This window comes from Vasconcelosia minhoensis LEGE 07310, assembly GCF_015207255.1.
In the GTDB taxonomy this organism is placed as follows: Bacteria; Cyanobacteriota; Cyanobacteriia; order Phormidesmidales; family Phormidesmidaceae; genus Vasconcelosia; species Vasconcelosia minhoensis.
The window spans coordinates 16,468-40,247 of the sequence record NZ_JADEXG010000009.1; the positions used below are offsets into that span (position 1 = coordinate 16,468).

Genomic DNA, 23,780 nt, shown 5'->3' on the forward strand with positions numbered 1-23,780 from the left:
GCAGATTATTGAACAGTGCGTTTTTCAACAGGCCGATGCGACCTCATCCAGGCCCGAATAAACAGCTTCTCTAGCTCTACCCAGACAAAAATCAGCGTACTAAAGCCAAAGCAGACCGCTAGCTCGGTCAGGGTTAGCGCATGGGTGCCGAAGAAGTTGCGCAGTGGTGGCACATAGACCAGCGCTAGCTGGAGCAGCGTCGTTACGCCCACCGCCAGCAGAATGAACGGATTGGAAAAGGGCGACATTTCTACCGCCAGCCGTCGGTCTGAGCGCACCGCGATCGCGTGGCCCATCTGCGACAGACAGAGCATCGTGAAGACCATTGTCTTCCAGCGGTCGGGGTCGCCGGGAGTCGTCTGGGCGTAGTCGTAGGCCCAGAGCATGAGCATGATCGCGATGATGCCAAAAATAATGCCGATGCGCACCATGTAAAAGCCCAGGCCGCGGGCGAAGATGCTCTCCTGCGGATCGTAGGGCGGTCGGTTCATGACGTTGGGTTCGGGCGGCTCGACGGCCAGGGCTAGAGCCGGGAAGCCATCGGTGACCAGGTTCATCCAAAGAATCTGCAACGGCGTTAGTGGCACGGCCACAACCGGCAGCAGCAGCGGTGAGAGGGCGATCGTCAGGACTTCGCCAATATTCGAGCCCAGAATGTATTTAATAAAGCGGCGAATGTTGCTGTAGACCACTCGCCCCTCTTCGGTCGCCGCCACAATCGAGGCAAAGTTGTCATCGAGCAGCACCATGTCGCTGGCTTCTTTACTCACATCGGTACCGGTAATCCCCATGGCGATGCCGATATCGGCCTGCTTGAGGGCGGGGGCATCGTTCACGCCGTCGCCGGTCATCGCGACCACCTGATGCTGTTTCTGCAACGCCTGCACGATTCGCAGCTTGTGCTCCGGCGCGACCCGGGCATAGACGCTGACCCGCTGCACCGCTTCTTCCAGCTCCGGTTGGCTCATCTGCTCTAGCTGCTGTCCCCGCAGGGCTTCGGCCCCCGTTTCAGAAATTCCCAGGTCGATCGCTAAGGCCCGGGCCGTGAGTGGATGGTCTCCGGTAATCATCACCGGTCGAATCCCTGCCTGCCGACAGCGCTTCACCGCTTCTCGCACTTCGGGTCGCGGGGCGTCGATCAGGCCGACCATGCCTAACCAGACCAGGTCGCGCTCCGCTGCATCGGGGTCGTCTGCGTCGGGAATTTCCGTCAGCGGGCGAGCGGCGAATCCCAGCACCCGCATTCCCTGCCCGGCCAGCCGCTCATTGGTTTGGAGAACGAGGTCGCGCCACCCCCGCTCCATCGCCTCAGTTTCGCCCAACGACTCCACCGCTACCGCATTGCAATAGTCCAGTAGGATTTCAGGCGATCCCTTAGCCAGCAGCAGATAGGGCGAGTCGAATTGAAACCGACTATCCTCAGCCGCCTCGACTGCGACGCTCATCCGCTTGCGCTCCGAAGAAAAGGGAAATTCGGCCCGGCGCTTGAACTGGTAGGTCAGGGGCTGCTGCTCCAGACCGGCCTTGCCCGCTAGCACCACCAGCGAGCCCTCGGTGGGGTCGCCCATAATCGCCCATTCGCCGTCCTGCTTTTGCAGCACCGCGTCATTGCAGAGGACGCAGTCGAGCAGCAGCAGGGCCAGTACGGGCTGCTCCAGCGGCTGAATGGACTCTTCTGCTTGCAGAAAATTGCCCTCTGGCGCGTAGCCTTCGCCGCTAACCTGCCAGCCGCCGCTGGGTGTATGGACGGACTGCACGACCATTTTGTTCTGCGTTAGCGTCCCGGTTTTGTCGGAGCAGATGGTCGTCACCGAGCCCAGGGTTTCAACGGCGGGCAGGCGTCGGATCAGGGCCTGCCGCCGCACCATCCGCTGGGTACCAATCGCCAGCGTTACCGTGATCACCGCAGGCAGCCCCTCGGGCACGACCGCTACGGCCATACTTAGAGAAACCGTCAGCAGCTCCTCGAAGGCCTGCCAGCCCATGGCCACAACGCCGCCGATGACGACGATTGCCACCAAAATCAGGGAACCCAATACCAGCGCATTGCTGAGCTGACCCATCCGCCGCTGGAGGGGCGTATCCTCGGCCTCGACCCCTTGCAGCATGTCGGCAATCCGACCCAGCTCGGTCTTCATACCGGTTCGCGTCACCAGCACTTGGGCCCGGCCCTGGACAATCTCGGTGCCTTGAAAGACTAGATTTTTGCGATCGCCCAGGGCTGCATCTGCCTCTAATACAATTTCTGCTTTCTTAGTCACGGCCTGAGCTTCGCCCGTCAGCGCCGACTCACGGGCCTGGAGATTTGCCGCTTCTAGCAATCGTCCGTCAGCCGCGACCTGATCGCCCGCTTCCAGCAAAATGATGTCGCCGGGGACGAGCGCTGCGGCAGGGACTTCCCGGATTTCGCCCTGCCGCAGGGTGCGCACCGCCGGCGCAGAAAGCTGCTTTAGGGCCGACAGTGCCTGCTCCGCCCGGTTTTCTTGCAGGTAGCCTAGGACGGCATTGAGCAGCACGATAGCAAAAATCGCGATCGCGTCCTTCGGCGTCTCTCCCGCCCGCAGCGACAGCACACCCGATATCACTGCTACCCCAATCAGCATCAGCAGCATGACGTTGGTAAACTGGTCGAGCAATATCCGCAGTCGGCTGCGACCGCCGGTTTCCTGGATGGCATTCGGCCCATATTCGGCCTGGCGCTGCTCAACCGCTGTAGAAGATAGGCCGCAATCGCGATCGCTCTCTAAATTCGCCAGGGCTGCGGCTGCTTCAACGGTATGCCATTGCTGATCGTCCATAGGGCTGGCTGGGATGCTTAAAGGCTTAAGTATATCGATGACTGACCGAGCTGTATCGAACGCCTGAAATGTCAAAACTGCCACTGGGCTTTGCGGCCAGCGGCAGTTTTGAAGATATGAGCAAGCAAAATGCTTCTATCGGGGCTTAGACAGATGCTTTTGACTTCGACCAGACGCCGTTTTCATCTTCGTCGTACTGTTCTCGAATCGTCTCCCAGGCCTCATGTTCAGCCTGCATGGCATCCTGGGAATCGTCGTAAACCGCGTTGTAGCGTTTGACAAAATCCTTCTGAGCCGACTCAGAGAGGTGACTCCGGATTTCCGGCGACAGCTCTTCGACGCCACCGCAGCGGCCCTCGCAGGGACGGGGCAGCGCCGTTTCGGTCAGGTGCATTTCTTCGCCGCCAGCGCTTTCGAGCAGCAGCTGAAGTTCACCCGTTTTATCCGCTGGCACTTCTGCCATCACGACGAATTCGCCAGCCTGGAGGCGAGTTTGGTAGATCGCAGCCTTTTCTTCGGGCAGGCCAATTGCGGCGAGCACTGAAACCAGTCCGGCCCCAGCGCTACCGGCTAAAGCGCCGCTGGTTGCGCCCAGCAAAATTGTGCCAATTGGCCCAGCTGCCACAATCGGACCGACAAAGGGAATGAATAGAACGCCTACGCCGGTCAGCAGGCTCAGCAAAGAGCCAAACAGGGAGCCGAAGATGGCGCCGTTTTTGAGTCCGCCTAAAATGACGTCTTTCTTGGTCAGAAAACCGGAAATTCGAGATTCGCTTTGAAAATTGCGTCCCATGACGGAGATATGGTCTCGGGGGACGCCCCGGTCCAGCAGGCGGCGGACGACGGAGTCAACCTGAGACTGCTCTTTAAAGACGCCGGTGAGGGTGCGTTCTGCTTTATATTCAGTAGCCATTGGGTATTGTTGGGGTCGTAATCAGTAAAAATCGCCCAGAACTCCATCAAGAATCTGGCAAGAATCTGGCAGAGGTCTGGACGACGGAATCAGGCGCAGTTAGCAGCGCCCTAAAAGGTCGATATCATCACGTGGCGGTGAGCCCTAGCCCTATACCTTTGCAGGTACCTTGATCGCAGGCCGTTCGCCGCTGGGCTCCAGCCGCTGGCCTTCGAGGAAGGAACGCAGCATCCAGGCCATTTCTTCATGCTGCTCCATTAGGCCGGTAAGAAAATCAGAAGTCCCTTCGTCATGGAACTTGTCAGAGCACTGATCGATATGATCCCGCAGGTTGCGAATAATCTGCTCATGATCGGAAACCAGTCGGGTTACCATCTCGTCGGCGTCGGGCAGATCACCGCTGTGCTCGCTGATGGTGGCGTGCTTCAAGAAACCTTCAGCGGTACCAACCGGATAGCCGCCTAGGGCCCGAACGCGCTCGGCGATCGCGTCGATGTTTAGCGCGATCGCTTCGTACTGCTCCTGCCATAGCTCATGCAGGGTGCGGAACTGAGGCCCAATCACGTCCCAGTGATATTTCTTCGTTTTGATGATCAGCAGGTACGAGTCGGCTAGGTCACCGTTCAGCAGGTCGATAACACCCGTGCGCTGCTCGTCGCTTAAACCAATATTGATCGGTCTCATGCAATAGTCTCCTAATAAAACTTAATACTGACTCCATTGCATCAAATTTGCTCGATTGCAGCATCCTTCAATAGGGAGATTTGTCCCTGATATTGTCCAGCAGTGCGTTGTACCCGCCATTTTAACCCCATGCACTCTTCCGCCCAGCCCATCCTGCCTCCCCGGTAAGGAGCTTACTGGGGCTGGTGCCAGTCCACCGCCCTTTGATGAATTTCATTGAGCTCTTCCTCTGACAGGCGGTCGAGGTTGGCCAGGATGAAATTCATGCGGCCCTGGGAGCCGAGCTTGTCGCGGTGGCGGGCGAGAAAATCCCAGTAGAAAAAGTTGAAGGGGCAGGCGTCATCTCCGGTGCGGGCCTTGCGGTTATACTGGCAGCCTTGGCAATAGTCGCTCATGCGGTTGATGTAGTTTGCCGAGGAAGCGTAGGGTTTAGTGGCTAAGACGCCGCCGTCGGCGAATAGACCCATGCCGATGACGTTGGTCTGCATTACCCAGTCGTAGGCATCGATGAAGGCCGCGTGGAACCAGTCCTCGACCGCCTGGGGAGAGAGACCCGCAATCAGGGCAAAATTACTCAGCACCATCAGCCGCTGAATGTGGTGGGCATAGCCGGTTCGCCTGACCGTATCCAGGGTTTGGTGCAGACAGTTCATCGGCGTGTCCGCCGTCCAGAAAAAGTCAGGCAGCGGCTGGGTGTGCTCAAAAAAGTTGCGCTCTGGGTAGTCAGCTTTGACGTGGTGATAGATGCCATGCATGTATTCCCGCCAGCCCAGCACCTGACGGATAAAGCCCTCAACGCTGTTGATGGGTAGATCATCCTCGTGATAGGCCTGTTCCACCGCTTCAATCACCTCCAGCGGATGCAGCAACCCCAAATTGAGATAGGGCGACAGCAACGCGTGCCAAAGGGTTTCGGCCCCGGTAACCATGGCATCCTGGTAGGGGCCAAAGGTCCTGAGTCGGACCTGGATAAAGTGTTCGAGTACCTCTAGGGCCTGCGATCGCGTCACCCCCCACCGAAACGGTTCCGCCTCGCCAAATGTTTTCAAATCCAGCCCGTTTACCCAATCAGTAACGTCCCGCGTCACCGAGTCGGGCTCAAACCACAGCGGCTCTGGCGGCTCAATCTTGCCCTTGGGCGGCCGCCGGTTCTGTTTGTCAAAGTTCCACTGGCCACCAACCGGCTGCTCGCCCTCCATCAACACCTGAAAGCGCCTTCGACCCTCGCGATAAAAGGTCTCCATCAGCAGACTTTTACGCGACTTGGCCCAGCCTGCGAAGGCTTCCCGCGACCAGAGGTACTGGTTATTGGGCCGCAGCGTCAGCTTACAGGGCAGCGATAGCTCGGCCAGAAACTCCGCAAAGGGCCGGTCGGTCGGGGCCATCACCCGCAGCTCTTGAATGCCCTGCTGTTCAATCCAGTTGGTCAGCGGAGTGGCGAAGTCTTCAGCCATTTCATAGGTTACCGGCCAGCCTTCGGCCCGCAGCTCGGCGGCAAAATGTCGCATCGCCGACCAGACTAAAATCAGCTTCTGCTGGTGATAGGGTCGTCGCCGGACCTGTTCCAGCGACTCGATCAGGATGACGGGCATTTTTGACTTGCGGTTAGCGCAGCTCTCTAGCGCGGCCTGCCCTGTCCAAAGCTGATCGCCCAGTACCCAAATGCCAGTAGTCATTTTTTTACGATAGCTATAATAAATACTGTCATCACTATTCGCCTGAGCCGAGAAGATCGATTTTCATCACGCATAGGCTGCTGCGGGCAGCTTTTCCCTGTTTTGCCGCATTTCTAAAGCTGTAGCTGTTTGGTGGCGCTAAATCCAGATCGGGGGGAATCCTGAATAAGCCAATCTCGCTACATTTCCCAGCCGCCGCACTATATCTGTCAGGCTTATCAAACTAGTATCTATGCCGTTCTAGTTCTCATTAGTTACATTTATATCAATGTCTGACTGTCTACCCGCCTGTATTGCGCTGCCCATGGCTGAGCCAAACTGCTTTCCCATTCCTGACAATGAGACTGAGCGCCTGAAAGCGCTAATCGAGTACGATGTCCTCGATTCCCTGCCCGAGCAGGATTTTGACGACCTGACTCAGATTGCGGCCCAGATTTGTCAAACCCCGATTGCGCTGATCAGCTTAATCGACAGTCAGCGCCAGTGGTTTAAGTCCAGGATCGGCATGGATATGATGGAAACGCCCAGAGAACACGCCATTTGCAGCCATGCCATTTTGCAGCCTGACGAGCCGACGGTAGTTCCCGATTTACTCAAAGATAGTCGTTTTATCCAGAATCCCCTAGTTACGACAGCGCCCTTTATGCGCTTTTATGCCGGTACGCCGCTGGTCAATCCAGAGGGCTATGCCCTGGGCACCATCTGCGTTTTAGATCATCAGCCCCGTCAGCTTACCCCGGCTCAAATCCGCGCCTTGCAGGGGCTGAGCCGACAGGTCGTGGGCCAGCTAGAGCTGCGGCGAAAAACGGCCCAGCTGAAACAGCAGGTGCGGCAGCAGGAAGCGATCGCAAAAATTGCCACCGCTAAAAACCAAGCCTTAGAGCAGACGCTGATCCAGCTGCGGGACACTCAGACAACTCTGGTTCAGACCGAAAAGATGACGGCCCTAGGCCAGCTCGTGACCGGCATTGCCCAGGAAATTAACAATCCGCTCGGATTTATCTACAGCAATTTACCTTACGCCAGGGACTATGCAAATGAGCTAATGGCACTATTGCAGAAGTACTCGCAGGCCGATTTTGCAGCCCGGTCAGCGGCTGATCAGGCGGCGGCAGCGGCAGAACTCGATTTTCTCAAAGAAGATTTCTTTAAGGTGCTGCAGTCAATGCAGCGGGGGGCCAGCCGGATTCACTACATCATCCAGGCCCTACAAGCCTTTTCTCAACCCAGCGAAACGGTCTTTCGATACGTGGGACTGCGCAAGCTGGTCGAAGCTTCCCTCACGCTGCTGCAGCGATCGCTGAAGTCAAATCTCAGCCGACCTGAAATCCAAGTGATTCGCTCCTACGGTCACCTGCCGCGGATCTGCTGCGCTGTCGGACCGCTGAATCAGGCCGTGCTGAACCTATTGCTGAATGCGACTGAGGCCCTGGCCAATGGCCCCGGCGAGCTGCACGGTCAGCAGACCGGTGAAACGCCACCGCCATCGATCTGGATTACAACTCAGCAGCTCGATTCAGAGCGGGTGCAGCTCTGCATTGCCGATAACGGTTCGGGCATTTCGGCTGAAAGCCAGGGACATATTTTTGAGCCGTTCTATACCGCGAAGCCGAGCACCGAGAAGCCAGGTGGTGAACGGCTGGGGATAGGGCTAGCAGCGAGCTATCAAATCGTGACCCAGCAGCACAATGGCCAGCTGACGTTTCACTCTGAGCTAGGCAAGGGCAGCGAATTTCGGATTATCTTGCCGATTCACTGTCAGCGCTAATTGGAGCCCCGCCGAGGGAACACAGCACCTACTCTGCCAAAGCCGACTTTTGTTTTGACGGGGAAGAACTCATGGGCCTGCTGACAACTGCAATAACGGTCAATCAGGCATTAGCGCATGGTGACGAATTCTTCGGCGGAGCTGGGGTGGATGCCAACCGTGGCGTCGAAGTTGGCCTTAGTAGCGCCCATTTTGACCGCGATCGCGACGCCCTGAATAATTTCTGCGGCGCCATCGCCGACCATATGAGCGCCGAGCACCTTATCCGTCTCAGCGTGGACGATCAGCTTCATCAGCGTTCGCTCGTCCTTATTGGGCAGGGTGTAGTACATCGGGCGGAAGCGAGAGCGATAGACGGTAATGTTGTCCTCGCCGTACTGCGCCATCGCTTCGGACTCAATCAGTCCTACCGTTGCCGCCTCGGGCGTGGTGAAGACGGCAGTCGGAATATTGTCGTAGCTCATTTGGCGCGACAGGCCGCCGAAGACCGTGTCGGCCAGGACCCGCCCTTCGTTGATGGCGACCGGGGTGAGGTTAATCCGGTCGGTGCAGTCGCCGATGGCGTAGATATTGGACTCGGCGGTGTGGTTGTATTCGTCTACCGCGATCGCGCCGCTGTTGGTTTCTACCGCGGTATTTTCCAGCCCCAAATTGTCGAGCTTGGGCTGGCGGCCGGTGGCGGCTAGGCTAACGACATCCGTCACAATTGTCTCCTGACCGTTGCGATCGACTGTGACCTTGAGCCCCGCTTCGGTTTCTTCCATCGCCAGCAGTTCGGCATTGTCAATAATCCGCACGCCGTGCCGCACCATCGCTTCGTGAATCTCAGTTCGAATATCTTTGTCAAAGCCACGCAGAATCTGATCGCGCCGGATCACCTGCGTCACCTCGGTACCCAATCCGTTGAGAATGCTGGCAAACTCGCAGCCGATGTAGCCACCGCCGAGAATTACCATGCGCTTTGGCTGGGTCGGCAGGTGGAAAATATCGTCGGAGGTAATCGCCTTTTCAATGCCCTCGATGTTCGGCTTGACCGGCTTGCCGCCCACCGCGAGCAAAATTTTATCCGCTGTCACTTTCTGGTCGCCCACTTCTAACCTGTGGGCGTCGAGCAGCCGGGCATGGGCGCGAAATAGGGTCACTTCCGCATTGTCGAGCATCCGCTGATAGATGCCGTTGAGCCTTGTCACCTCATCGTTGACAGCTTTGATCATCTTTGACCAGTCAAACTGTCCGGCGCCAAACTGCCAGCCGTACCCCTGCGACTCTTCCACATAGCCGGGAAACTTCGAGGCATAGACCATCAGTTTTTTCGGCACGCAGCCTCGATTGACGCAGGTGCCCCCTAGCCGGTCATCCTCGGCAATCCCGACTTTTGCGCCATGGGAAGCTGCGCGCCGGGCCGTAGCAATGCCGCCTGAACCGGCGCCAATGACAAAGAGATCAAAATCGTAATTCATAGTGAAGCAGCTCCAGACGTGGAGCAATCGGCAAATGAGCTAAAAATGAGCAAAGGCGAGTAGACCGTTTTACCCGCTTGCAGCGCTGACACCATAAGTCTACCCGCCTTCAGTCGATGGCCGTGAACAGCGATGACCTAACCGACCTGAGCAGTTTGCTTTTGGAAGTAAGCTTCGAGATCATCTGAACCGCCGACCAGCATGCCGTCGATAAAGACCTGCGGCGTGGTGCTCGCCCCAGAGACGGCCAACAGCGTCCGAGTCGAAACGCCATTGCCGTTCAGTGAGATCTCTTCGTAGTCCATATCATGGGACTCGAGCATGTCTTTGGCCTTAGCGCAGTAGGGACAGCCGGGCTTGGTAAACAGCGTTACCCGCTTAGGATGACGGGCCTCTGCATTGATGTACTCCAGCATGGTCTGGGCGTCGGAGACCTCAAACGGGTCGCCTGGCTTTTCTGGCTCAATAAACATCTTCTCGATTGTGCCGTCTTTGACCAGCATTGAATAGCGCCAGGAGCGCTTGCCGAAGCCCAGGTCGTTTTTATCAACCAGCATGCCCATGCCGTCGGTAAATTCACCGTTTCCATCGGGAATCAAGGTGATGTTATCCGCTTCCTGACTCTCGGCCCAGGCATTCATCACAAAGGTATCGTTTACCGATACACAGAGAATGTCGTCAACGCCATTGGCTTTGAACACCTTGGCATATTCGTTGTAGCCCGGCAGATGGGTTGAGGAGCAGGTCGGCGTAAATGCGCCCGGCAGGGAGAACACGATCACCGTTTTGCCTTTGAACAGCTGATCGGTTGAGACATCAACCCATTCGCCATCCTTGCGGGCTCTAAAAACAACGTTGGGGACCTTCTGGCCTTCGCGATTCTCTAACATAAGCGTTTCTCCGTGATTAACTCTAAGCAATGATGCGGACTGTCAAATCATACTCGTTATGAGTACGCTTTGACAAGTAGCAATTCTTTAGAAAACTATCAAATTCTCAACATTGAAGCATCTGCTGCTGGGAGGAACGTTAGCCGGGCCTAGCCGAAGGTAATGTCTAAAAACATCATGAGCACGAAGCCTGCCAGTACGCCCAGGGTGCCCTGCTGATTCAGCCCCTTGTGGTCAATCTCGGGAATAATCTCATCTACGATGACGTAGAGCATCGCCCCGGCGGCAAAGGCCATTCCCCAAGGCAGCAGCGGCTCGGCCAGGCTGACGACGCCCGCGCCAAACAGGCCACCCACCGGCTCTATCAGACCTGTCAGGGTAGAAATACCCAGGGCATAGCGGGCCGAATAGCCCAGGTTGCGCAGCGCGATCGCGACGACCAGTCCCTCGGGAATATTTTGCAGACCGATCCCTCCGGCCAGGGCCAGGCCGCCCGCCGTATCGCCGCCGCCAAAGCCCACACCGACAGCCAGTCCCTCGGGGAAGTTGTGAAGCGCGATCGCGATCACAAACAGCCAGATCTGCTCAAAATTCTCCCGCAGCTTACCTTCCTTGCCCTTAAAGAAATGCTCGTGGGGAAAGAAAACATTCGCAGCAAACAGCGCCATCCCACCCATCATCAGACCAGCGACCATAATCAGCGCCGACACCGGTTGCGAGGCCCCCTGCTTAACCGCCGCGTCAATGCCCGGAATCAGTAGCGAAAAGGAGGTGGCCGCCAGCATCACGCCGCCGCCAGCGCCGAGCAAAAGCCCCTGAGTCCTTTCCGAGAGGGTAAAGGGCAGCAGCACCGGCAGGGCCCCTACTCCCGTGCAGAGTCCCGCCCCCAGACTCGCCAAGGTGCCAATCCAAACCGTATCCATCAATGCTTAAAATTCTCAGTCGCGACTTGGGGGCAGCAGTTGGTCAGACCAAAGCCCTTTTGATTCTAGCCATTCGCGGCTAAAAATCTTGGACTGATAGCGCGAGCCGCTGTCGCAGAGAATCGTGACAATGGTATGGCCCGGCCCCATCTGCTTGGCTAGCGCCACCGCCGCGCCCACGTTGATCCCCACCGATCCGCCCATATATAGGCCGTCCTGGTAGAGCAGCTGGTAGATCACCCGCAGCGCTGCGGGGTCGTCCACCTGCAGTGCGTCGTCGATGGGCGCTCCTTCCATATTGGCGGTGATTCGGCTATTGCCGATGCCCTCTGTTACGGAATTGCCCTCCGGCTGAATCTCGCCGGTTTTGACATAGCTATAGAGGCCGCTGCCCATAGGGTCAGCCACGACACAGCGGATGTCGGGATTCTTTTCCTTGAAAAATAAGGACGCTCCGGCATAGGTGCCCCCAGTTCCGGTGGCGGCAGTCCAGGCGTGAATCTGACCGTCGGTCTGGTGCCAAATTTCCGGTGCGGTGGTTTCGTAATGGGCCAGGCGGTTGGCGAGGTTGTCGAACTGGTTGGCCCAGATGGCGTTGTCGAGTTCCTCGGCTAGACGACCCGACACTTTGACATAGTTATTCGGGTCGCGATAGGGCACCGCTGGCACGGTTCGCACATCGGCTCCTAAGGTCCGCAGCAGGTCAATTTTTTCGGCGGACTGGGTCTCAGGGATGACAATCAGGCAGCGATAGCCCTTGGCATTGCAGATGTGGGTGAGGCCAATCCCCGTATTGCCCGCCGTGCCCTCGACGACGGTGCCACCCGGCTGTAGCTGGCCCTTTTTCTCTGCTTCTTCGATGATGTAGAGCGCCGCCCGGTCTTTGACGGAACCGCCCGGATTGAGGAATTCAGCCTTACCTAAAATTTCACAGCCGGTCTCATCGCTGAAGCTGTTAATCCGAATTAGGGGCGTATTGCCGACGGTTCCGACAAAACCCGTTTTGATATCCATGCCTGGCCAGTATGACGGTCAATCCCTATCCTACTGGGCAAAGGCAACCCCTGCTGGAATCATCAGCTATTTTTGGGCCCGCGCCCAGTCCAGCGCCGCAGCGGCGGAGGTAATCTGCCCTTCGGCCTGGGCCAGCGCGATCGCGTCTAGCAGCTGGCCGATGCGCCGACTGGGTTTGAGCTGGAGCGCCTGCATCAGGTCTCGGCCTGTCACCAGGGGCATGGGGTGGGCTACCGGGTCGTCTGGGGTGAGATAGCGCTGGATCAGCGATCGCACTAGCCCCAATTCCGCTCCCTGCGCCGCCGCCACCAGCGTAACCGCAGGAAAGCTCTCGCCCGTCTGCTGGAATAAAAAATATTGCTGCCGCAGCGAAAGCGGCCCTTCGATCAGCGCGTCAATGTAGGGCTGGCTGCGCAGAATTGCCAGAATCGCCTGTAGCTCAGCCCGGCTATATTTTAGCTGCGTCAGCTGGACCTCGGCCGCCTCGGGGTCGGCAGGGAGCAACTGACTCAGCCGGGCCGCCTTCACCCAGCTACGATGAACGCTCGCCGGCCGGGTTTTAATCCAGCCAAATAGAACGGTGCCATAGCCCGGGATCGCCTGCCGCAGCAGCTCAACAGCCTGGTCAACGGCCCGCAGCCGGTCCAACGGCTCCGCCCCGACCTGGGGCAGCCAAAATTTCAGCAGCCCTGCCTGCCACGCCTGCCGCAGCGGCTCGGAACTATCGGTCTGGCTGAGCAAAATATCCAGCTCGGTGCGAAATCGTTCGGCGGCGACCTGAGCTAGCAGCGGAGCCAGTTCACTGATCGCAGCCTCGGTTACCGGTTCAATCTGAAAGCCGAGCTGGGCCGACTGGCGGTAGGCCCGGAGCAGCCGCAGCGGGTCGTCTGCCAAATTCTGCGGCGCGACCATGCGGATCTGGCCCGCCTTCAGGTCGCTCAGGCCGCCTAGCGGATCGATGGTCTGCTGGCTGTGGGGATGGTACGCGATCGCGTTTACCGTAAAGTCCCGCCGCCGCAGATCTGCCTCCAGCGACGCCCCCTGCTGCTGGGCAAAATCCGCCGTCGCCTGGGCGAACACCACCCGGGCAATCTGGCGCTGCGGGTCGAGCAGTACAAACCCAGCCTGACAGCGATCGGCAATCTGCCGCGCCGTTTCGACCGCCCGCTCCGGCAGGACAAAGTCGAGATCCAGATAGGCACTCTGCCGGTTGAGCAGCGCATCGCGGACGCTACCGCCGACCAGGTGGGCTGTTTGAGGCAATAGGTCTAGCGAAAACGGCCAGGTTTGGGGAGACAGAGCAGACATAGGGTTTAAACCGCAGTTTTTCATTTTGCAACATTCCCATCGCAGGTGAGAAGGGTTCGCGATGCCTGCGCTAGAGTAAGAGCAAATAATCGGCTCCTAGTGGCTCCTAGTGGCGCTTGGGGGCTGCGCCGTTCAGGATGAGTCGCCATGTGTATTTGCGTAAACTGCCACTACGTTGACCGCTGCATTACCTACCACGCGGTCGAGGCCAATCATCAGCAGCCCCACCTGACGATGTCTCCCAGCTTTGAGCCCGATAACCCGACGGTTAACGCCAACATCATGCCGCCCAAGGCGCGGGTTGAGGGCGACCGAATCGTACAGGATGGCGACTTTGGCTTCGAATATGACGTCGTTGGCTGCAACAGCTTCTTGAAAGAGCAGGGCAAATGGGCGAAGCTTCGCCCCGGCGAGGCCATTCCCACCTAGCCCTATCGTCCTCTAAATCTATGAGCTACTGCCTGAATCCGGCCTGCCCCCAGCCGCAGAATCCGGCAGACGCCAACTACTGTCAGACCTGCGGAACGCCGCTGATTTTAGCCGAACGCTACCGGGCAATCAGTTTAATTGGCCAGGGCGGTTTTGGCCGCACGCTGCTAGCAGAGGCTGCTGGTCGCGATAGCGGGGATACCCCGTCCGGCAGGTGCGTGATCAAACAGCGGATTTTTAACCGGGGTCGGCTGTCCTCAGCTGATTTAGACCTGTCCAAATCTTTTCAGCAGGAAGCTGAGCGACTGCAGCGGCTAGGGGAACATCCCCAAATCCCGCGCCTTTTGGACTATGTAGAAACCGAGCTGGGCCAGTTTTTAATTCAGGACTGGATTGCGGGACCCAACCTAGAGCAGCGGCTGGCGGCAGAAGGCCCCTGGGCAGAACCGCTCTTGCAGAACCTGCTGAAGTCACTGCTGACTGTACTGGAGTACGTCCATAGCTTTCAGATTATCCATCGCGATCTCAAACCGGCCAATATCATCTGGGCCGCGCCCGCCCCGCCCGTACTGGTTGACTTTGGGGCTGCCAAGCAGCTTTCGCGACTGGAATCGCCCCAGACGGGCACCGTCATCGGCAGCGCCGGCTATGCCGCCCCCGAACAGACCATGGGCCAGGCGGTTTACGCCAGCGACCTCTACAGCCTGGGCGTCGTCTGCATTCACCTGCTCACAGGACTCCACCCGTTCGACCTCTACTCCGTCAGCGAAGACCGCTGGGTCTGGCAAACCTATCTAACCCAGCCCGTCACCCCCCACCTCGCCCAGGTGCTCGACGGCCTGCTGGCCCGCTCTCTCCAGCAGCGCTACCCCACCGCCGCCGCCGCTAACCAAGCCCTAAAGCAGAATCGCTATTCCCTGAAGCCGCTGCTGAACCAGGTGCGATCGCGCCTCATCCCATCCATCCAGGCACCCATCCACCTAGGCAGGGAAACCCTACCCCATCACCCCATCACCCCATCACGCCAAACCTGGCACCCCCACCACCGCCTCACCCCCCCAGGCCTCACCCAAGCCCTAGCGATCAGCCCCGACAGCCGCACCCTAGCCACCGCCGGCCAAGATGCCGCCATTCGACTTTGGGATCTCAACCGGGGTGAATGCCTGCATACCTTCCGACGCGGACGGCTGCTGGGCGGGGGACATCGCGATCGCGTCACCGCCCTCCAGTTCCATCCCGATGGCAGAGTGCTCTACAGCAGCAGCGAAGACGGCACCCTGAAAGAGTGGGACGTCGGCGAATATCAGCTGCTAAATACGCTCCCCGCCCAGGGTTGGACGCCGACTGCGCTGAGCCTAACCGCCGATGGTAAAACCCTGATTAGCGCCGGAGTGGCCGGTCAGATTACGTTTTGGGACATCGCCACCCTAACGCCTCGGCAAACGCTAGCCCCCCATCGCGAACGGGTCACTGCCCTGGTCAGCACCGAACACCAGCTCGCCAGCGCCAGCTGGGACGGAACCGTCCGACTCTGGCAGCTGCCTGAACTCAAGCCAATTAAATCTTTCAAAGCCCACGATGCTCAGGTGACGGCGCTAGCGCTGCGGCCTCAGGGGGACTATCTGGTTAGCGGCGGCAGTGAGGGCATTGTCAAGCGCTGGACGCTCAATGGCCAGATAGTCCAGACCCCGCTCTATACTGCTACGAGCGGCATTACGGCCCTGGCCCTCTGCCCAGGTAAGCCTCACCTGGCCGTCGGCAGCGGAGACAGTCTGCTGACAATTTGGCAGATTGAGACCGGCGACTGTATGGCCAAAATTGAGCATGGCTGGGGACTGGTCGCGATCGCGTTCACCCCCGATGGCCAAACGCTAGTCACCAGCAGCGCCGATGAGGTAATTTCAGTTTGGCAAAGAAAAGAGTCTGGGTAGCTCGATTTCACAGTCACCAACCCCCTGTCACAAAGCACTTCCCTATGCCACCGCCGCTGAAAATTCCGCCGCTGCTCCAGCCGGGCGATCGGCTCTACGTGATTGCGCCCAGCGGGCCACTGCGGGAGCGAGATAAATTTGAGCAGGGGCTAGCGATTTGGCGATCGCGGGGCTACCAGCTCCAGCTTTGCGCCGGCTATGACGGTCGCTGGGGTCACCTGGCCGGACTAGACGAGCAGCGCCGGGAGCAGCTGTTGACCGCGCTCAAGGATCCGGACTGCCGGGGCATTCTCTGCGCTCGGGGCGGCTATGGCGGGGCGCGGCTGCTGGAGGACTGGCGCTGGCCGCAGGTTGAGCCCAAGTGGCTAATCGGCTTTTCTGACATCACCAGCCTGCTGTGGAGCTGGAGTCAGCAGGGTGTTTCCGGCGTCCATGGGCCGCTGCTGACGACGCTGGCAGCGGAGCCAGACGGGTCGCGATCGCGGCTCTTTAACTGGGTAGAGCGGGGAGAGCTGCCGCCGCTGCGGGGTAAGGGCTGGGGCGGCGGAAAGGCGACCGGACGCTTGCTGCCGGGCAACCTCACGGTCGCGACCCATCTGCTGGGAACCGCTGTAGAACCTAGCCTGGACGACGTGATTCTGGCCTTTGAAGACGTCGGCGAAGCGCCCTACAGAATCGACCGAATGCTCACCCAGTGGCGCATGATGGGCAAATTTCAAAGGGCGAAAGGGATTGCCCTGGGCCGCTTCAGCCAGTGGCAGCCCGCCCAGCAGATGCCGACGCTGACCGTCGATGAAACGCTGCGAGACCGGCTGGCCGACCTCGGCATCCCCATCGTCTCCCAACTGCCCTTTGGCCATGACGGGGAAAATGCGACGCTGCCCGTTGGCATTCAGGTTCGGCTAGATGGAAATACGGGCGAAATGTCATTCCCAGACTTTCAGTAGCCCGTACAATAAAGAAAATTTTGGATACAGCCTGCCGTGGTTCCCCTTAATGATGACAATCCGATTAGCATTACCCCCGTGGTCGTCTATAGCCTGATCGCGATTAATATCGTCATCTTTTTATTTGAGATGTCGCTATCGGAGCCAGCCCTACAGCAGTTTTTTAACACCTACGCTGTTGTGCCTGAGGAGCTCACGGCTAGCTTTACGGGGGGCGACGTCAATGCCGGGGGTGAGTGGCTAACCTTAATTAGCTCTCAGTTTCTCCACGGTGGTTTCCTGCACGTCGGCGGCAATATGCTTTACCTCTGGGTGTTTGGCAATAACATTGAAGACCAGCTCGGCCATGTCAAATTTCTAATTTTTTATCTCGCCTGCGGGGCATTAGCAGCGCTGGCGCAGTGGTTTTTTATGCCGACTTCGAATGTGCCGACGCTAGGGGCGAGTGGCGCGATCGCGGGCATTATGGGAGCCTACATCATCCGCTTCCCGCGAGCCAGAATTCTGACGCTGGTACCGCTGTTCATCTTTATTACGACTTTTCGGATTCCCGCCATATTTTTTCTTGGCTGGTGGTTTATTCAGCAGGCCCTCTATGGCCTCATGAGCTTAGGCGCAACTGCTAATACGGGCAGCGGCGGGGTTGCCTACTGGGCTCACGCGGGTGGTTTTGTCTTTGGCGTCGTTTTGGGGCCGATTCTGGGCCTGTTTTCAAAGCCGGGGGGACCGCCCAATCCCTATCGCTATCGTCGATAATGAGAATAGAGAGTCAATATTTAATCCATGTTTTCTGAGGCGAAGATTATGCAGTCAGAAATGCAGTCCGAAGTTTACGAAGGCCAGTTTGGCAATTTTACGATTGAGCCCGAGGACCGGCGAGAGGTGGTAATCTATCGCGCTGGGCTCGCGATTGCCGCCATCAGCTTTGCGGTAGGAACGCTGCTAACGCTCCAGTGGGGTGCTGAAAACTGGGCGATGCAGGCGGCCAGCGTCTGCTATGTCGTGCTGTGGGTGGCCCTGGGCGTCAGCCTCAGCTACATCCATATTTATTTAAGGGCGCTGCATCGGGCCATCCAGGTTTTCTGGGCGGTTGGCGGCGTCGCTAGCCTGGGCATTGCCCTGACCCAGCCCGGCCCGCTGGCGCTGACGGTCTATCAGCAGCCGCTGACCATTTTGGGCATTGGCTTCACCTTTGCGTCGCTCACCGGCATCTTCTTCAAAGAGGCAGTCTGCTTCAACCGATTTGAAACCAAGCTGCTGGCGCCGATTGTGCCGCTGCTGCTGCTGGGGCATCTGGTCGGCTTTTTGCCCGCGTCGGTCGAAGCGGGGCTGCTGGCGGCCTGGGCCATCCTATTTGGCGTGTTTGCCCTGCGTAAAGGGGTACAGCCCATCCCGCCGGACATTGGCGATAAGAGTGTGTTTGCCTACCTGGCGCAGCAGCGCGAGCAGCAGTCTAGCGCCGTCTAAGCGGAATTGGGCACAATAGGCCAATCGCTTTGGCCATCCGTTTGGCCGATAATTTAGCCAGACAATTGGCGGAGGCAGGGCCTTGGTCGGTGAGCGAGCCTATTGGCTAGCCTGGTCTCAGGTAAAGGGCGCAGGCCCGGTTTTAATCAAGCGCCTCTACGACCATTTTGGCTCGCTGGCGGTGGCCTGGGAGGCCGAGCCGAGCGAACTGCTACAGGTCGAGGGGATTGGCCTGCTGGGGGCAGATGAGCTGGTGGGATCGCGATCGCGTCTGCAACCCGCCGATTTGCTGGCTGAGCACGAAGCCCAAAATCGCGCCTTCTGGACGCCCGCCGACGCCGACTATCCCGCCCTGCTGTTTGATATTCCCGACCCGCCGCCCGTTCTTTACTATCGCGGTCCGCTGCGGCTGAAGACGGCCATAGCGGTTGGTATTGTCGGCACCCGCAGCCCTTCCGCCTACGGGCGTCGCTGGACCCACCGACTAACTACGCGCCTGACCCAGCAGGGAATGGTGATTGTCTCTGGGCTGGCCGCCGGGATCGATACCGAAGCCCACAGCACCTGCCTCCAGCACCAGGGCCAGACGGTCGCGGTCTTGGGGACTGGCGTGAATGTCGCCTACCCGTACAAAAACAAGCAGCTCCATCGAAAAATTGCTGAAACGGGACTGCTCCTGAGCGAATATCCTGACGGCACCCAGCCCGACCGCACCCACTTTCCTCGCCGCAATCGGATTATTGCCGGCCTCAGCCATGCCCTGCTGGTCACCGAGGCACCGGTTCGCTCAGGGGCGCTGATTACGGCTCGCTTGGCCAATGACTATGGCCGCGATGTCTATGTTTTACCCAGTTCGCTGGAAAACCCCACCGGCTACGGCTGCCTGGCGCTGATCGACCAGGGCGGCCAGATTGTACTTAGCGAAGCCCACCTGTTAGACTCGCTCGGCGCTATTCCCGTCATTACCCCCGAAGCCGCCCCGCCCGATCTGGAATCGCCCCTGCGCGAAATCTTCAGCGCTATCTCTACCGAACCCATCCTGCTAGACCTGATTGTGCAAAAAACCCAAATGGAAACCGGTACCGTCTTAGCCGCTCTGATACATCTAGAGCTACTGGGCCTGGTCACCCAGGTACCCGGAATGCAGTACCAGCGCAGCTAGGGCAAATGTTCAATGACTTCTAGCGCTTCTGGGCTCAATGGGCTAATCCGCTTCCCTTACGCTGATAGCATCTCGGCTGCCGTGAGAGACCATTCTGAAAACATGGGCGAAACGACTGTTTCGTCTTCAGTAAAAATAACTTCCTCATAGCCATTGTCTGTCAAAGACAGCACCGTGACCTGCCGCAGCACCGGATCTACGATCCAATACTCAGGGATGCCTCGCCATTCGTACTGATTGCGCTTGTCGATATAGTCTCGTCTCTGGTTATCGGCTCCAGGGCTAACAATCTCGATGACTAGCATCGGCGGTGCCATGTCAAAGCGAATCGCAGATTGCCCCAGTCCTTTCAACTGTTCAGGATGTTCGGGTCTCAGTACGGTAATGTCTGGAAAACGATTTTTAGGCTGCCCCGGCATTTCGAGAGCGAGCTGATGGGTGCGGACGCGCCGGAATCCGACGATGTCTGACAGGGCTCGATCCATCGCTCGGGCCATAATCACATTTTCATCCGATTCAGGGGGCACCTCAACTAGCTCTCCATTGGTAAGCTCGTAGCGGTTATCAGTCCCGTCAGAATAGGCCAGGTAGTCATCGAAAGTTTTGAGTTGGGTGACCTGCACCATGAGAGGGGCTGCCTCCTGATTGCTGAACGATGCTTAAATTTTATGCCAGGTTTAGGCGGAGCGATCGCGTAACCCAACGTGGCATGGGTCTGCGGCGAGATGTCCTTTACCGGGCCCCTTAAGCCATCACCAAGGGAGTCGCCTTGGCATTAAAGGAAGCGGCCTTCAGCGCGGCGACAGCGGCTTCGGAATCCTTCACCCGGAACTGTGCCCCCAGCCTCACCGCCTGCCGACTGCCCTGGGCCGTAATCATGGCGATCACGGGTACCTTGGCGGCGTCTCGGTCTTCGCCCTGCTGCTGCTGGAGCACATTGCGCAGACGATACTGCTGCTCGATGTCGCCGGCAATGCTGGGATTCAGCTCAACCATCACCAGGCGAACGTCTTCGATTGGTTCGGCATCGTCGATGATCAGCTGATTGCGGTCGTCGCGGCGGTCTACCTTACCCCAGACGATCAGCCGCGCATCGGGCCGGATGTATTGACCGATGCGCTGATAGGAGCGCGGAAAAACGACGGCTTCGGCCTGACCGCTGAGGTCTTCAATCTGCACAATCGCCATCGCATCGCCCTTTTTGGTCGTAATCGGTTTGACGCTGCTGAGCATGACGATGGCGCTGACCGTTACCTTCTCGGCCTGCTCTGGCAGCTCGGCCAGGCTAATCGGTGCCAAGATTCTGGCCGGGCGCTGCACCGACTTGAGCGGATGGTCAGAGATATAGAAGCCCAGCAGCTCTTTTTCCAGCCGCAGCCGCTCCTGGGGGTCAAAGTCCTCTACCGGCGGCGCGCTAGGGGCCGACTCATAGGCCTGGCTGGCAGTCTGACTGGCAGTCTGACTGGCGTCGCTGGCGGTAGCGCCGCCCAGCATGTCAAAGATATTGCCCTGGCCGGTTTCGCGATCGCGGGCCCGACCCTGCGCCCAGTCCAGCACATATTCTAGATCCTGCATTAGCTGCCGCCGGTTGCCGTTCAACCCGTCAAAGGCGCCGCTCTGAATCAGGGCCTCTAGGGCGCGGCGGTTGACGGCGCGCAGATCGACGCGATCGCACAGATCGGCCAGCGACTGAAAATGGCCTTCCGTCTGCCGCGACTTCAGCAGCGCTTCGATTGCGCCCAATCCCACATTGCGCACCGCCGACAGGCCAAACAAAATCTTTCGCTTCAGCGGCGTAAAATCCACCCCAGAACGATTGATATCCGGCGGCAGCACCTCAATTCCCATACTGCCGCAGTTAGCAATATACATCTGCACCTTGTCCTGATCGCCGCTAATCGCCGTCAGCAGCGCCGCCATATATTCGACGGGATAATTAGCTTTTAAGTAGGCGGTCTGAAAGGTAACAAACCCATAAGCTGTTGAATGGGATTTATTAAAACAGTACTCCGCGAACAAAACCATCTGTTCAAACAGCGCCTCTGCTGTCTTTTTATGAACACCATTTTTCTCAGCACCAGCGATAAAAATCTCTCGATGTTTTTCCATTTCCGAGACTTTCTTTTTGCCCATGGCCCGACGCAATAAATCGGCCTCACCGAGAGAATATCCGGCCATATCTTGAGCAATTTTCATGATCTGTTCCTGATAGACCATGATGCCGTAGGTCTCATTCAAGATTGGCTTAAGAATGTTATGCTCGTAGTCGATTGCTTCTCGTCCGTGCTTGCGATTAATAAACTTAGGAATCAGCCCGGCATCGAGTGGTCCAGGCCGATAGAGAGCGAGAACAGAAGAAATGTCTTCTAAGCCTGAGGGCTTGAGCTCTCGAACGATCTGTCGCATCCCAGAAGATTCTAGCTGGAAGACGCCACCCAAATCGCCTTTCGCTAGCAGCTTAAACGTCTCGGGATCGTCCATTGGCAGCCGGTCGAGGTCGATTGTCGTTTGGTGGTTTTGCTCGATGTAGTCCACTGCTTTTTGGAGCATGGTGAGGTTTCTTAGCCCCAAAAAGTCCATCTTCAACAGGCCGACGGCTTCGATGTCTTCCATGTAGTACTGGGTGATCACCGAGCCGTCGTTGTTGCGCTGGAGCGGAACAATCTCGTCTAGCGGCTCGGCAGAAATTACCACGCCTGCCGCATGCATGCCAAAAGTTTTATTGGTGCCCTCAATCGTCATGGCCATATCGAGCCAGCGACGATAGGTGACGCTAGCGCCGGGGACGAGTTCGCCGCTGTCGTATTTTGCTTTAAATTCCTTCGCAGGCGTATCGTCCGAGATCATCACCTTCAGCTTGGCTGGCTTACCCCGCGAAATCGGAATCAGCTTTGCCATCTTGTCGGATTCGCCGTAGGGAATATCCAGCACCCGCGCTACGTCCTTGAGCACGGCTTTGGAGGTCATGCGGTTGAAGGTAATAATCTGGGCAACGCGGTCCTTGCCATATTTTTCGGTGACGTAGCGGATCACGTCTTCACGCTTTTCAATGCAGAAGTCGGTATCGACGTCCGGCATTGACTTGCGCTCGGGGTTGAGGAACCGCTCGAACAGCAGACCGTGATGCACCGGGTCAATATTGGTGATACCCATGGCGTAGGCGACCAGCGACCCGGCGGCAGAGCCCCGCCCTGGCCCTACGGGAATATCATTATCTCGGGCAAATTTAATGTAGTCCCACACCACTAGAAAGTAAGTAGCAAACCCCATCTGGTGCATCATCTGGATTTCGTACTCCAGGCGATCGCGATATTCCGCTTCAGCTTCCTCATAGCTCGACAGCTCAAACCGCTCGACCAGCCCATCGCGGGCCACCTTAGCCATGTAGCTCTCGCTGGTATAGCCGTCAGGAATGGGGAAATTAGGAAATTGGGGGTCGCCCAGGACGCTGTAGGCTTCCACCTTGTCGGCGACTTCGACGGTAGTCGCGATCGCGCTGTCGATCACTTCCTGGGGCAAATGGTCGCGAAACAGCCGCCGCATTTCTTCAGCCGACTTCAGGTATTCGGTACCGCTATAGCGCAGCCGCTTATCTTCGGTCACCAGCTTGCCGGTTTGGATGCAGAGCAGCGCGTCATGGGCTTCCACATCCAGGCAGGAAATAAAGTGGGAGTCGTTGGTGGCGATCACCTTGATGTCGAGCTCCTGGGCAATCCGAATAATCTCGACGTTGACAATCCGATCTTCGGGAGAGCCGTGGTCCTGAATTTCGAGGTAGAAATCCTCGCCAAAGCGCTCCTGGTACCACTGGGCTACTCGCCGGGCCACGTCCAGCCGCTGCTGGAGGATGGCCTGGGGAATTTCACCGCCCAGACAGGCGCTGGTGACGATCAGGCCCTCGCGATACTGCTCCAGCAGCTCCTTATTAATGCAGGGCCGAGAAAAAATGCCGCGCCCCTGGACGCCCTCCAGGTGAGACAGGGTGGTCAGCTTGACCAGATTTTTGTAGCCCTGGGTATTCTTCGCCAGCACTACCTGGTGGTAGCGGGGACGGCGCTCCTGCTTGGTGATGTCGCCGTTGATCACGTACATCTCATTGCCGATAATCGGCTTGATCCCCGCGCTCTGGCAGACTTTGAGCAGCTCCACCGCGCCGTACATAACGCCGTGGTCGGTGAGCGCGATCGCGCTCATCCCCATTTCCTTTGCTCGCTCGACCAAGGGCGGCAGCTGGCTGGCCCCATCGAGCAGGCTGTAGTCGCTGTGGATGTGGAGGCCAACGAAGGACATAGGGCAACTCAGGGGTGAATAGTACAAATATACCTTCAAAACCCCCTGTTGCAATGGTTTGGACAGGGGGTTTTGAAGGGAAACTCAGACCAAGACTAGCTCTAGATTATCGAATATTAG

18 protein-coding genes are annotated in these 23,780 nt (G+C 58.0%); 7 read left to right on the forward strand and 11 right to left on the reverse strand.

Annotated elements, in window-relative coordinates; genetic code table 11:
* Nucleotides 1–5 precede the first annotated feature (5 nt).
* From IQ241_RS05585 to IQ241_RS05600, 4 genes are all read right to left on the reverse strand, one after another.
* The gene (locus tag IQ241_RS05585) at nucleotides 6–2,798 is read right to left on the reverse strand and encodes a cation-translocating P-type ATPase (RefSeq protein ID WP_193905432.1); all 2,793 of its coding nucleotides are present in this window, start codon (nucleotides 2,796–2,798) and stop codon (nucleotides 6–8) included.
* A gap of 145 nt (nucleotides 2,799–2,943) precedes the next feature.
* The gene (locus tag IQ241_RS05590) at nucleotides 2,944–3,711 is read right to left on the reverse strand and encodes a ChaB family protein (RefSeq protein WP_193905433.1); all 768 of its coding nucleotides are present in this window, start codon (nucleotides 3,709–3,711) and stop codon (nucleotides 2,944–2,946) included.
* Between the two features lie 150 nt (nucleotides 3,712–3,861).
* Nucleotides 3,862–4,395, reverse strand: coding sequence for a Dps family protein (locus IQ241_RS05595; RefSeq protein WP_193905434.1), 534 nt, complete (start codon nucleotides 4,393–4,395; stop codon nucleotides 3,862–3,864).
* Between the two features lie 173 nt (nucleotides 4,396–4,568).
* Nucleotides 4,569–6,071, reverse strand: coding sequence for a cryptochrome/photolyase family protein (locus IQ241_RS05600; RefSeq protein ID WP_193905435.1), 1,503 nt, complete (start codon nucleotides 6,069–6,071; stop codon nucleotides 4,569–4,571).
* Between the two features lie 268 nt (nucleotides 6,072–6,339).
* On the opposite strand from IQ241_RS05600, the gene IQ241_RS05605 reads away from it, so the two are divergent.
* The gene (locus IQ241_RS05605; RefSeq protein ID WP_193905436.1) at nucleotides 6,340–7,839 is read left to right on the forward strand and encodes an ATP-binding protein; all 1,500 of its coding nucleotides are present in this window, start codon (nucleotides 6,340–6,342) and stop codon (nucleotides 7,837–7,839) included.
* A 110-nt stretch (nucleotides 7,840–7,949) separates the two neighbouring features.
* Here the strand turns inward: IQ241_RS05605 and gorA are convergent, their stop codons facing one another.
* The 5 genes from gorA to IQ241_RS05630 all read right to left on the reverse strand — a co-directional run bounded on the left by gorA (nucleotide 7,950) and on the right by IQ241_RS05630 (nucleotide 13,434).
* Complete coding sequence (gorA, locus tag IQ241_RS05610) at nucleotides 7,950–9,299, reverse strand: glutathione-disulfide reductase (RefSeq protein WP_193905437.1); 1,350 nt, start codon at nucleotides 9,297–9,299, stop codon at nucleotides 7,950–7,952.
* A gap of 137 nt (nucleotides 9,300–9,436) precedes the next feature.
* Nucleotides 9,437–10,189: a glutathione peroxidase gene (locus IQ241_RS05615; protein WP_193905438.1), complete on the reverse strand. Its 753-nt coding sequence runs from the start codon at nucleotides 10,187–10,189 to the stop codon at nucleotides 9,437–9,439.
* A 149-nt stretch (nucleotides 10,190–10,338) separates the two neighbouring features.
* On the reverse strand, nucleotides 10,339–11,112 hold the full coding sequence (locus tag IQ241_RS05620) for a ZIP family metal transporter (protein ID WP_193905439.1): 774 nt from the start codon (nucleotides 11,110–11,112) through the stop codon (nucleotides 10,339–10,341).
* A 15-nt stretch (nucleotides 11,113–11,127) separates the two neighbouring features.
* Complete coding sequence (locus IQ241_RS05625) at nucleotides 11,128–12,126, reverse strand: cysteine synthase A (protein WP_193905440.1); 999 nt, start codon at nucleotides 12,124–12,126, stop codon at nucleotides 11,128–11,130.
* A 66-nt stretch (nucleotides 12,127–12,192) separates the two neighbouring features.
* Nucleotides 12,193–13,434, reverse strand: a complete 1,242-nt coding sequence (locus IQ241_RS05630) for a CCA tRNA nucleotidyltransferase (protein WP_228021415.1) — start codon at nucleotides 13,432–13,434, stop codon at nucleotides 12,193–12,195.
* 147 nt (nucleotides 13,435–13,581) lie between these two features.
* On the opposite strand from IQ241_RS05630, the gene IQ241_RS05635 reads away from it, so the two are divergent.
* The 6 genes from IQ241_RS05635 (at nucleotide 13,582) to dprA (ending at nucleotide 19,370) form a co-directional block, all read left to right on the forward strand.
* Nucleotides 13,582–13,863 carry a Ycf34 family protein gene (locus IQ241_RS05635; protein ID WP_193905442.1) on the forward strand — a complete coding sequence of 94 codons (282 nt, stop codon included), beginning with the start codon at nucleotides 13,582–13,584 and terminating at the stop codon, nucleotides 13,861–13,863.
* 20 nt (nucleotides 13,864–13,883) lie between these two features.
* Nucleotides 13,884–15,794 carry a WD40 repeat domain-containing serine/threonine-protein kinase gene (locus tag IQ241_RS05640; RefSeq protein ID WP_193905443.1) on the forward strand — a complete coding sequence of 637 codons (1,911 nt, stop codon included), beginning with the start codon at nucleotides 13,884–13,886 and terminating at the stop codon, nucleotides 15,792–15,794.
* A gap of 44 nt (nucleotides 15,795–15,838) precedes the next feature.
* On the forward strand, nucleotides 15,839–16,741 hold the full coding sequence (locus IQ241_RS05645; RefSeq protein ID WP_193905444.1) for a S66 peptidase family protein: 903 nt from the start codon (nucleotides 15,839–15,841) through the stop codon (nucleotides 16,739–16,741).
* 36 nt (nucleotides 16,742–16,777) lie between these two features.
* Nucleotides 16,778–17,497 carry a rhomboid family intramembrane serine protease gene (locus IQ241_RS05650; protein ID WP_193905445.1) on the forward strand — a complete coding sequence of 240 codons (720 nt, stop codon included), beginning with the start codon at nucleotides 16,778–16,780 and terminating at the stop codon, nucleotides 17,495–17,497.
* Nucleotides 17,498–17,545: 48 nt separating this feature from the next.
* A complete protein-coding gene (locus IQ241_RS05655; protein ID WP_193905446.1) occupies nucleotides 17,546–18,208 on the forward strand; it encodes a DUF2301 domain-containing membrane protein in 663 nt (220 codons plus the stop codon).
* Nucleotides 18,209–18,290: 82 nt separating this feature from the next.
* Nucleotides 18,291–19,370, forward strand: coding sequence for a DNA-processing protein DprA (dprA, locus tag IQ241_RS05660; RefSeq protein ID WP_193905447.1), 1,080 nt, complete (start codon nucleotides 18,291–18,293; stop codon nucleotides 19,368–19,370).
* Nucleotides 19,371–19,426: 56 nt separating this feature from the next.
* On the opposite strand, the gene IQ241_RS05665 is transcribed toward dprA, so the two are convergent.
* Nucleotides 19,427–19,996 (reverse strand): Uma2 family endonuclease, encoded by a 570-nt coding sequence (locus IQ241_RS05665; RefSeq protein ID WP_193905448.1) that lies wholly within the window; start codon nucleotides 19,994–19,996, stop codon nucleotides 19,427–19,429.
* Between the two features lie 118 nt (nucleotides 19,997–20,114).
* Nucleotides 20,115–23,660, reverse strand: coding sequence for a DNA polymerase III subunit alpha (locus tag IQ241_RS05670; RefSeq protein ID WP_193905449.1), 3,546 nt, complete (start codon nucleotides 23,658–23,660; stop codon nucleotides 20,115–20,117).
* Nucleotides 23,661–23,780: the final 120 nt, after the last annotated feature.

Excerpts from the sequence above, each read along its gene's own strand:
- IQ241_RS05585 (WP_193905432.1), bottom strand. The coding sequence starts at position 2,798 with ATGGACGATCAGCAATGGCATACCGTTGAAGCAGCCGCAGCCCTGGCG.
- IQ241_RS05590 (WP_193905433.1), bottom strand. The coding sequence starts at position 3,711 with ATGGCTACTGAATATAAAGCAGAACGCACCCTCACCGGCGTCTTTAAA.
- IQ241_RS05595 (WP_193905434.1), bottom strand. The coding sequence starts at position 4,395 with ATGAGACCGATCAATATTGGTTTAAGCGACGAGCAGCGCACGGGTGTT.
- IQ241_RS05600 (WP_193905435.1), bottom strand. The coding sequence starts at position 6,071 with ATGACTACTGGCATTTGGGTACTGGGCGATCAGCTTTGGACAGGGCAG.
- IQ241_RS05605 (WP_193905436.1), top strand. The coding sequence starts at position 6,340 with ATGTCTGACTGTCTACCCGCCTGTATTGCGCTGCCCATGGCTGAGCCA.
- gorA (WP_193905437.1), bottom strand. The coding sequence starts at position 9,299 with ATGAATTACGATTTTGATCTCTTTGTCATTGGCGCCGGTTCAGGCGGC.
- IQ241_RS05615 (WP_193905438.1), bottom strand. The coding sequence starts at position 10,189 with ATGTTAGAGAATCGCGAAGGCCAGAAGGTCCCCAACGTTGTTTTTAGA.
- IQ241_RS05620 (WP_193905439.1), bottom strand. The coding sequence starts at position 11,112 with ATGGATACGGTTTGGATTGGCACCTTGGCGAGTCTGGGGGCGGGACTC.
- IQ241_RS05625 (WP_193905440.1), bottom strand. The coding sequence starts at position 12,126 with ATGGATATCAAAACGGGTTTTGTCGGAACCGTCGGCAATACGCCCCTA.
- IQ241_RS05630 (WP_228021415.1), bottom strand. The coding sequence starts at position 13,434 with ATGTCTGCTCTGTCTCCCCAAACCTGGCCGTTTTCGCTAGACCTATTG.
- IQ241_RS05635 (WP_193905442.1), top strand. The coding sequence starts at position 13,582 with ATGTGTATTTGCGTAAACTGCCACTACGTTGACCGCTGCATTACCTAC.
- IQ241_RS05640 (WP_193905443.1), top strand. The coding sequence starts at position 13,884 with ATGAGCTACTGCCTGAATCCGGCCTGCCCCCAGCCGCAGAATCCGGCA.
- IQ241_RS05645 (WP_193905444.1), top strand. The coding sequence starts at position 15,839 with ATGCCACCGCCGCTGAAAATTCCGCCGCTGCTCCAGCCGGGCGATCGG.
- IQ241_RS05655 (WP_193905446.1), top strand. The coding sequence starts at position 17,546 with ATGCAGTCAGAAATGCAGTCCGAAGTTTACGAAGGCCAGTTTGGCAAT.
- IQ241_RS05665 (WP_193905448.1), bottom strand. The coding sequence starts at position 19,996 with ATGGTGCAGGTCACCCAACTCAAAACTTTCGATGACTACCTGGCCTAT.
- IQ241_RS05670 (WP_193905449.1), bottom strand. The coding sequence starts at position 23,660 with ATGTCCTTCGTTGGCCTCCACATCCACAGCGACTACAGCCTGCTCGAT.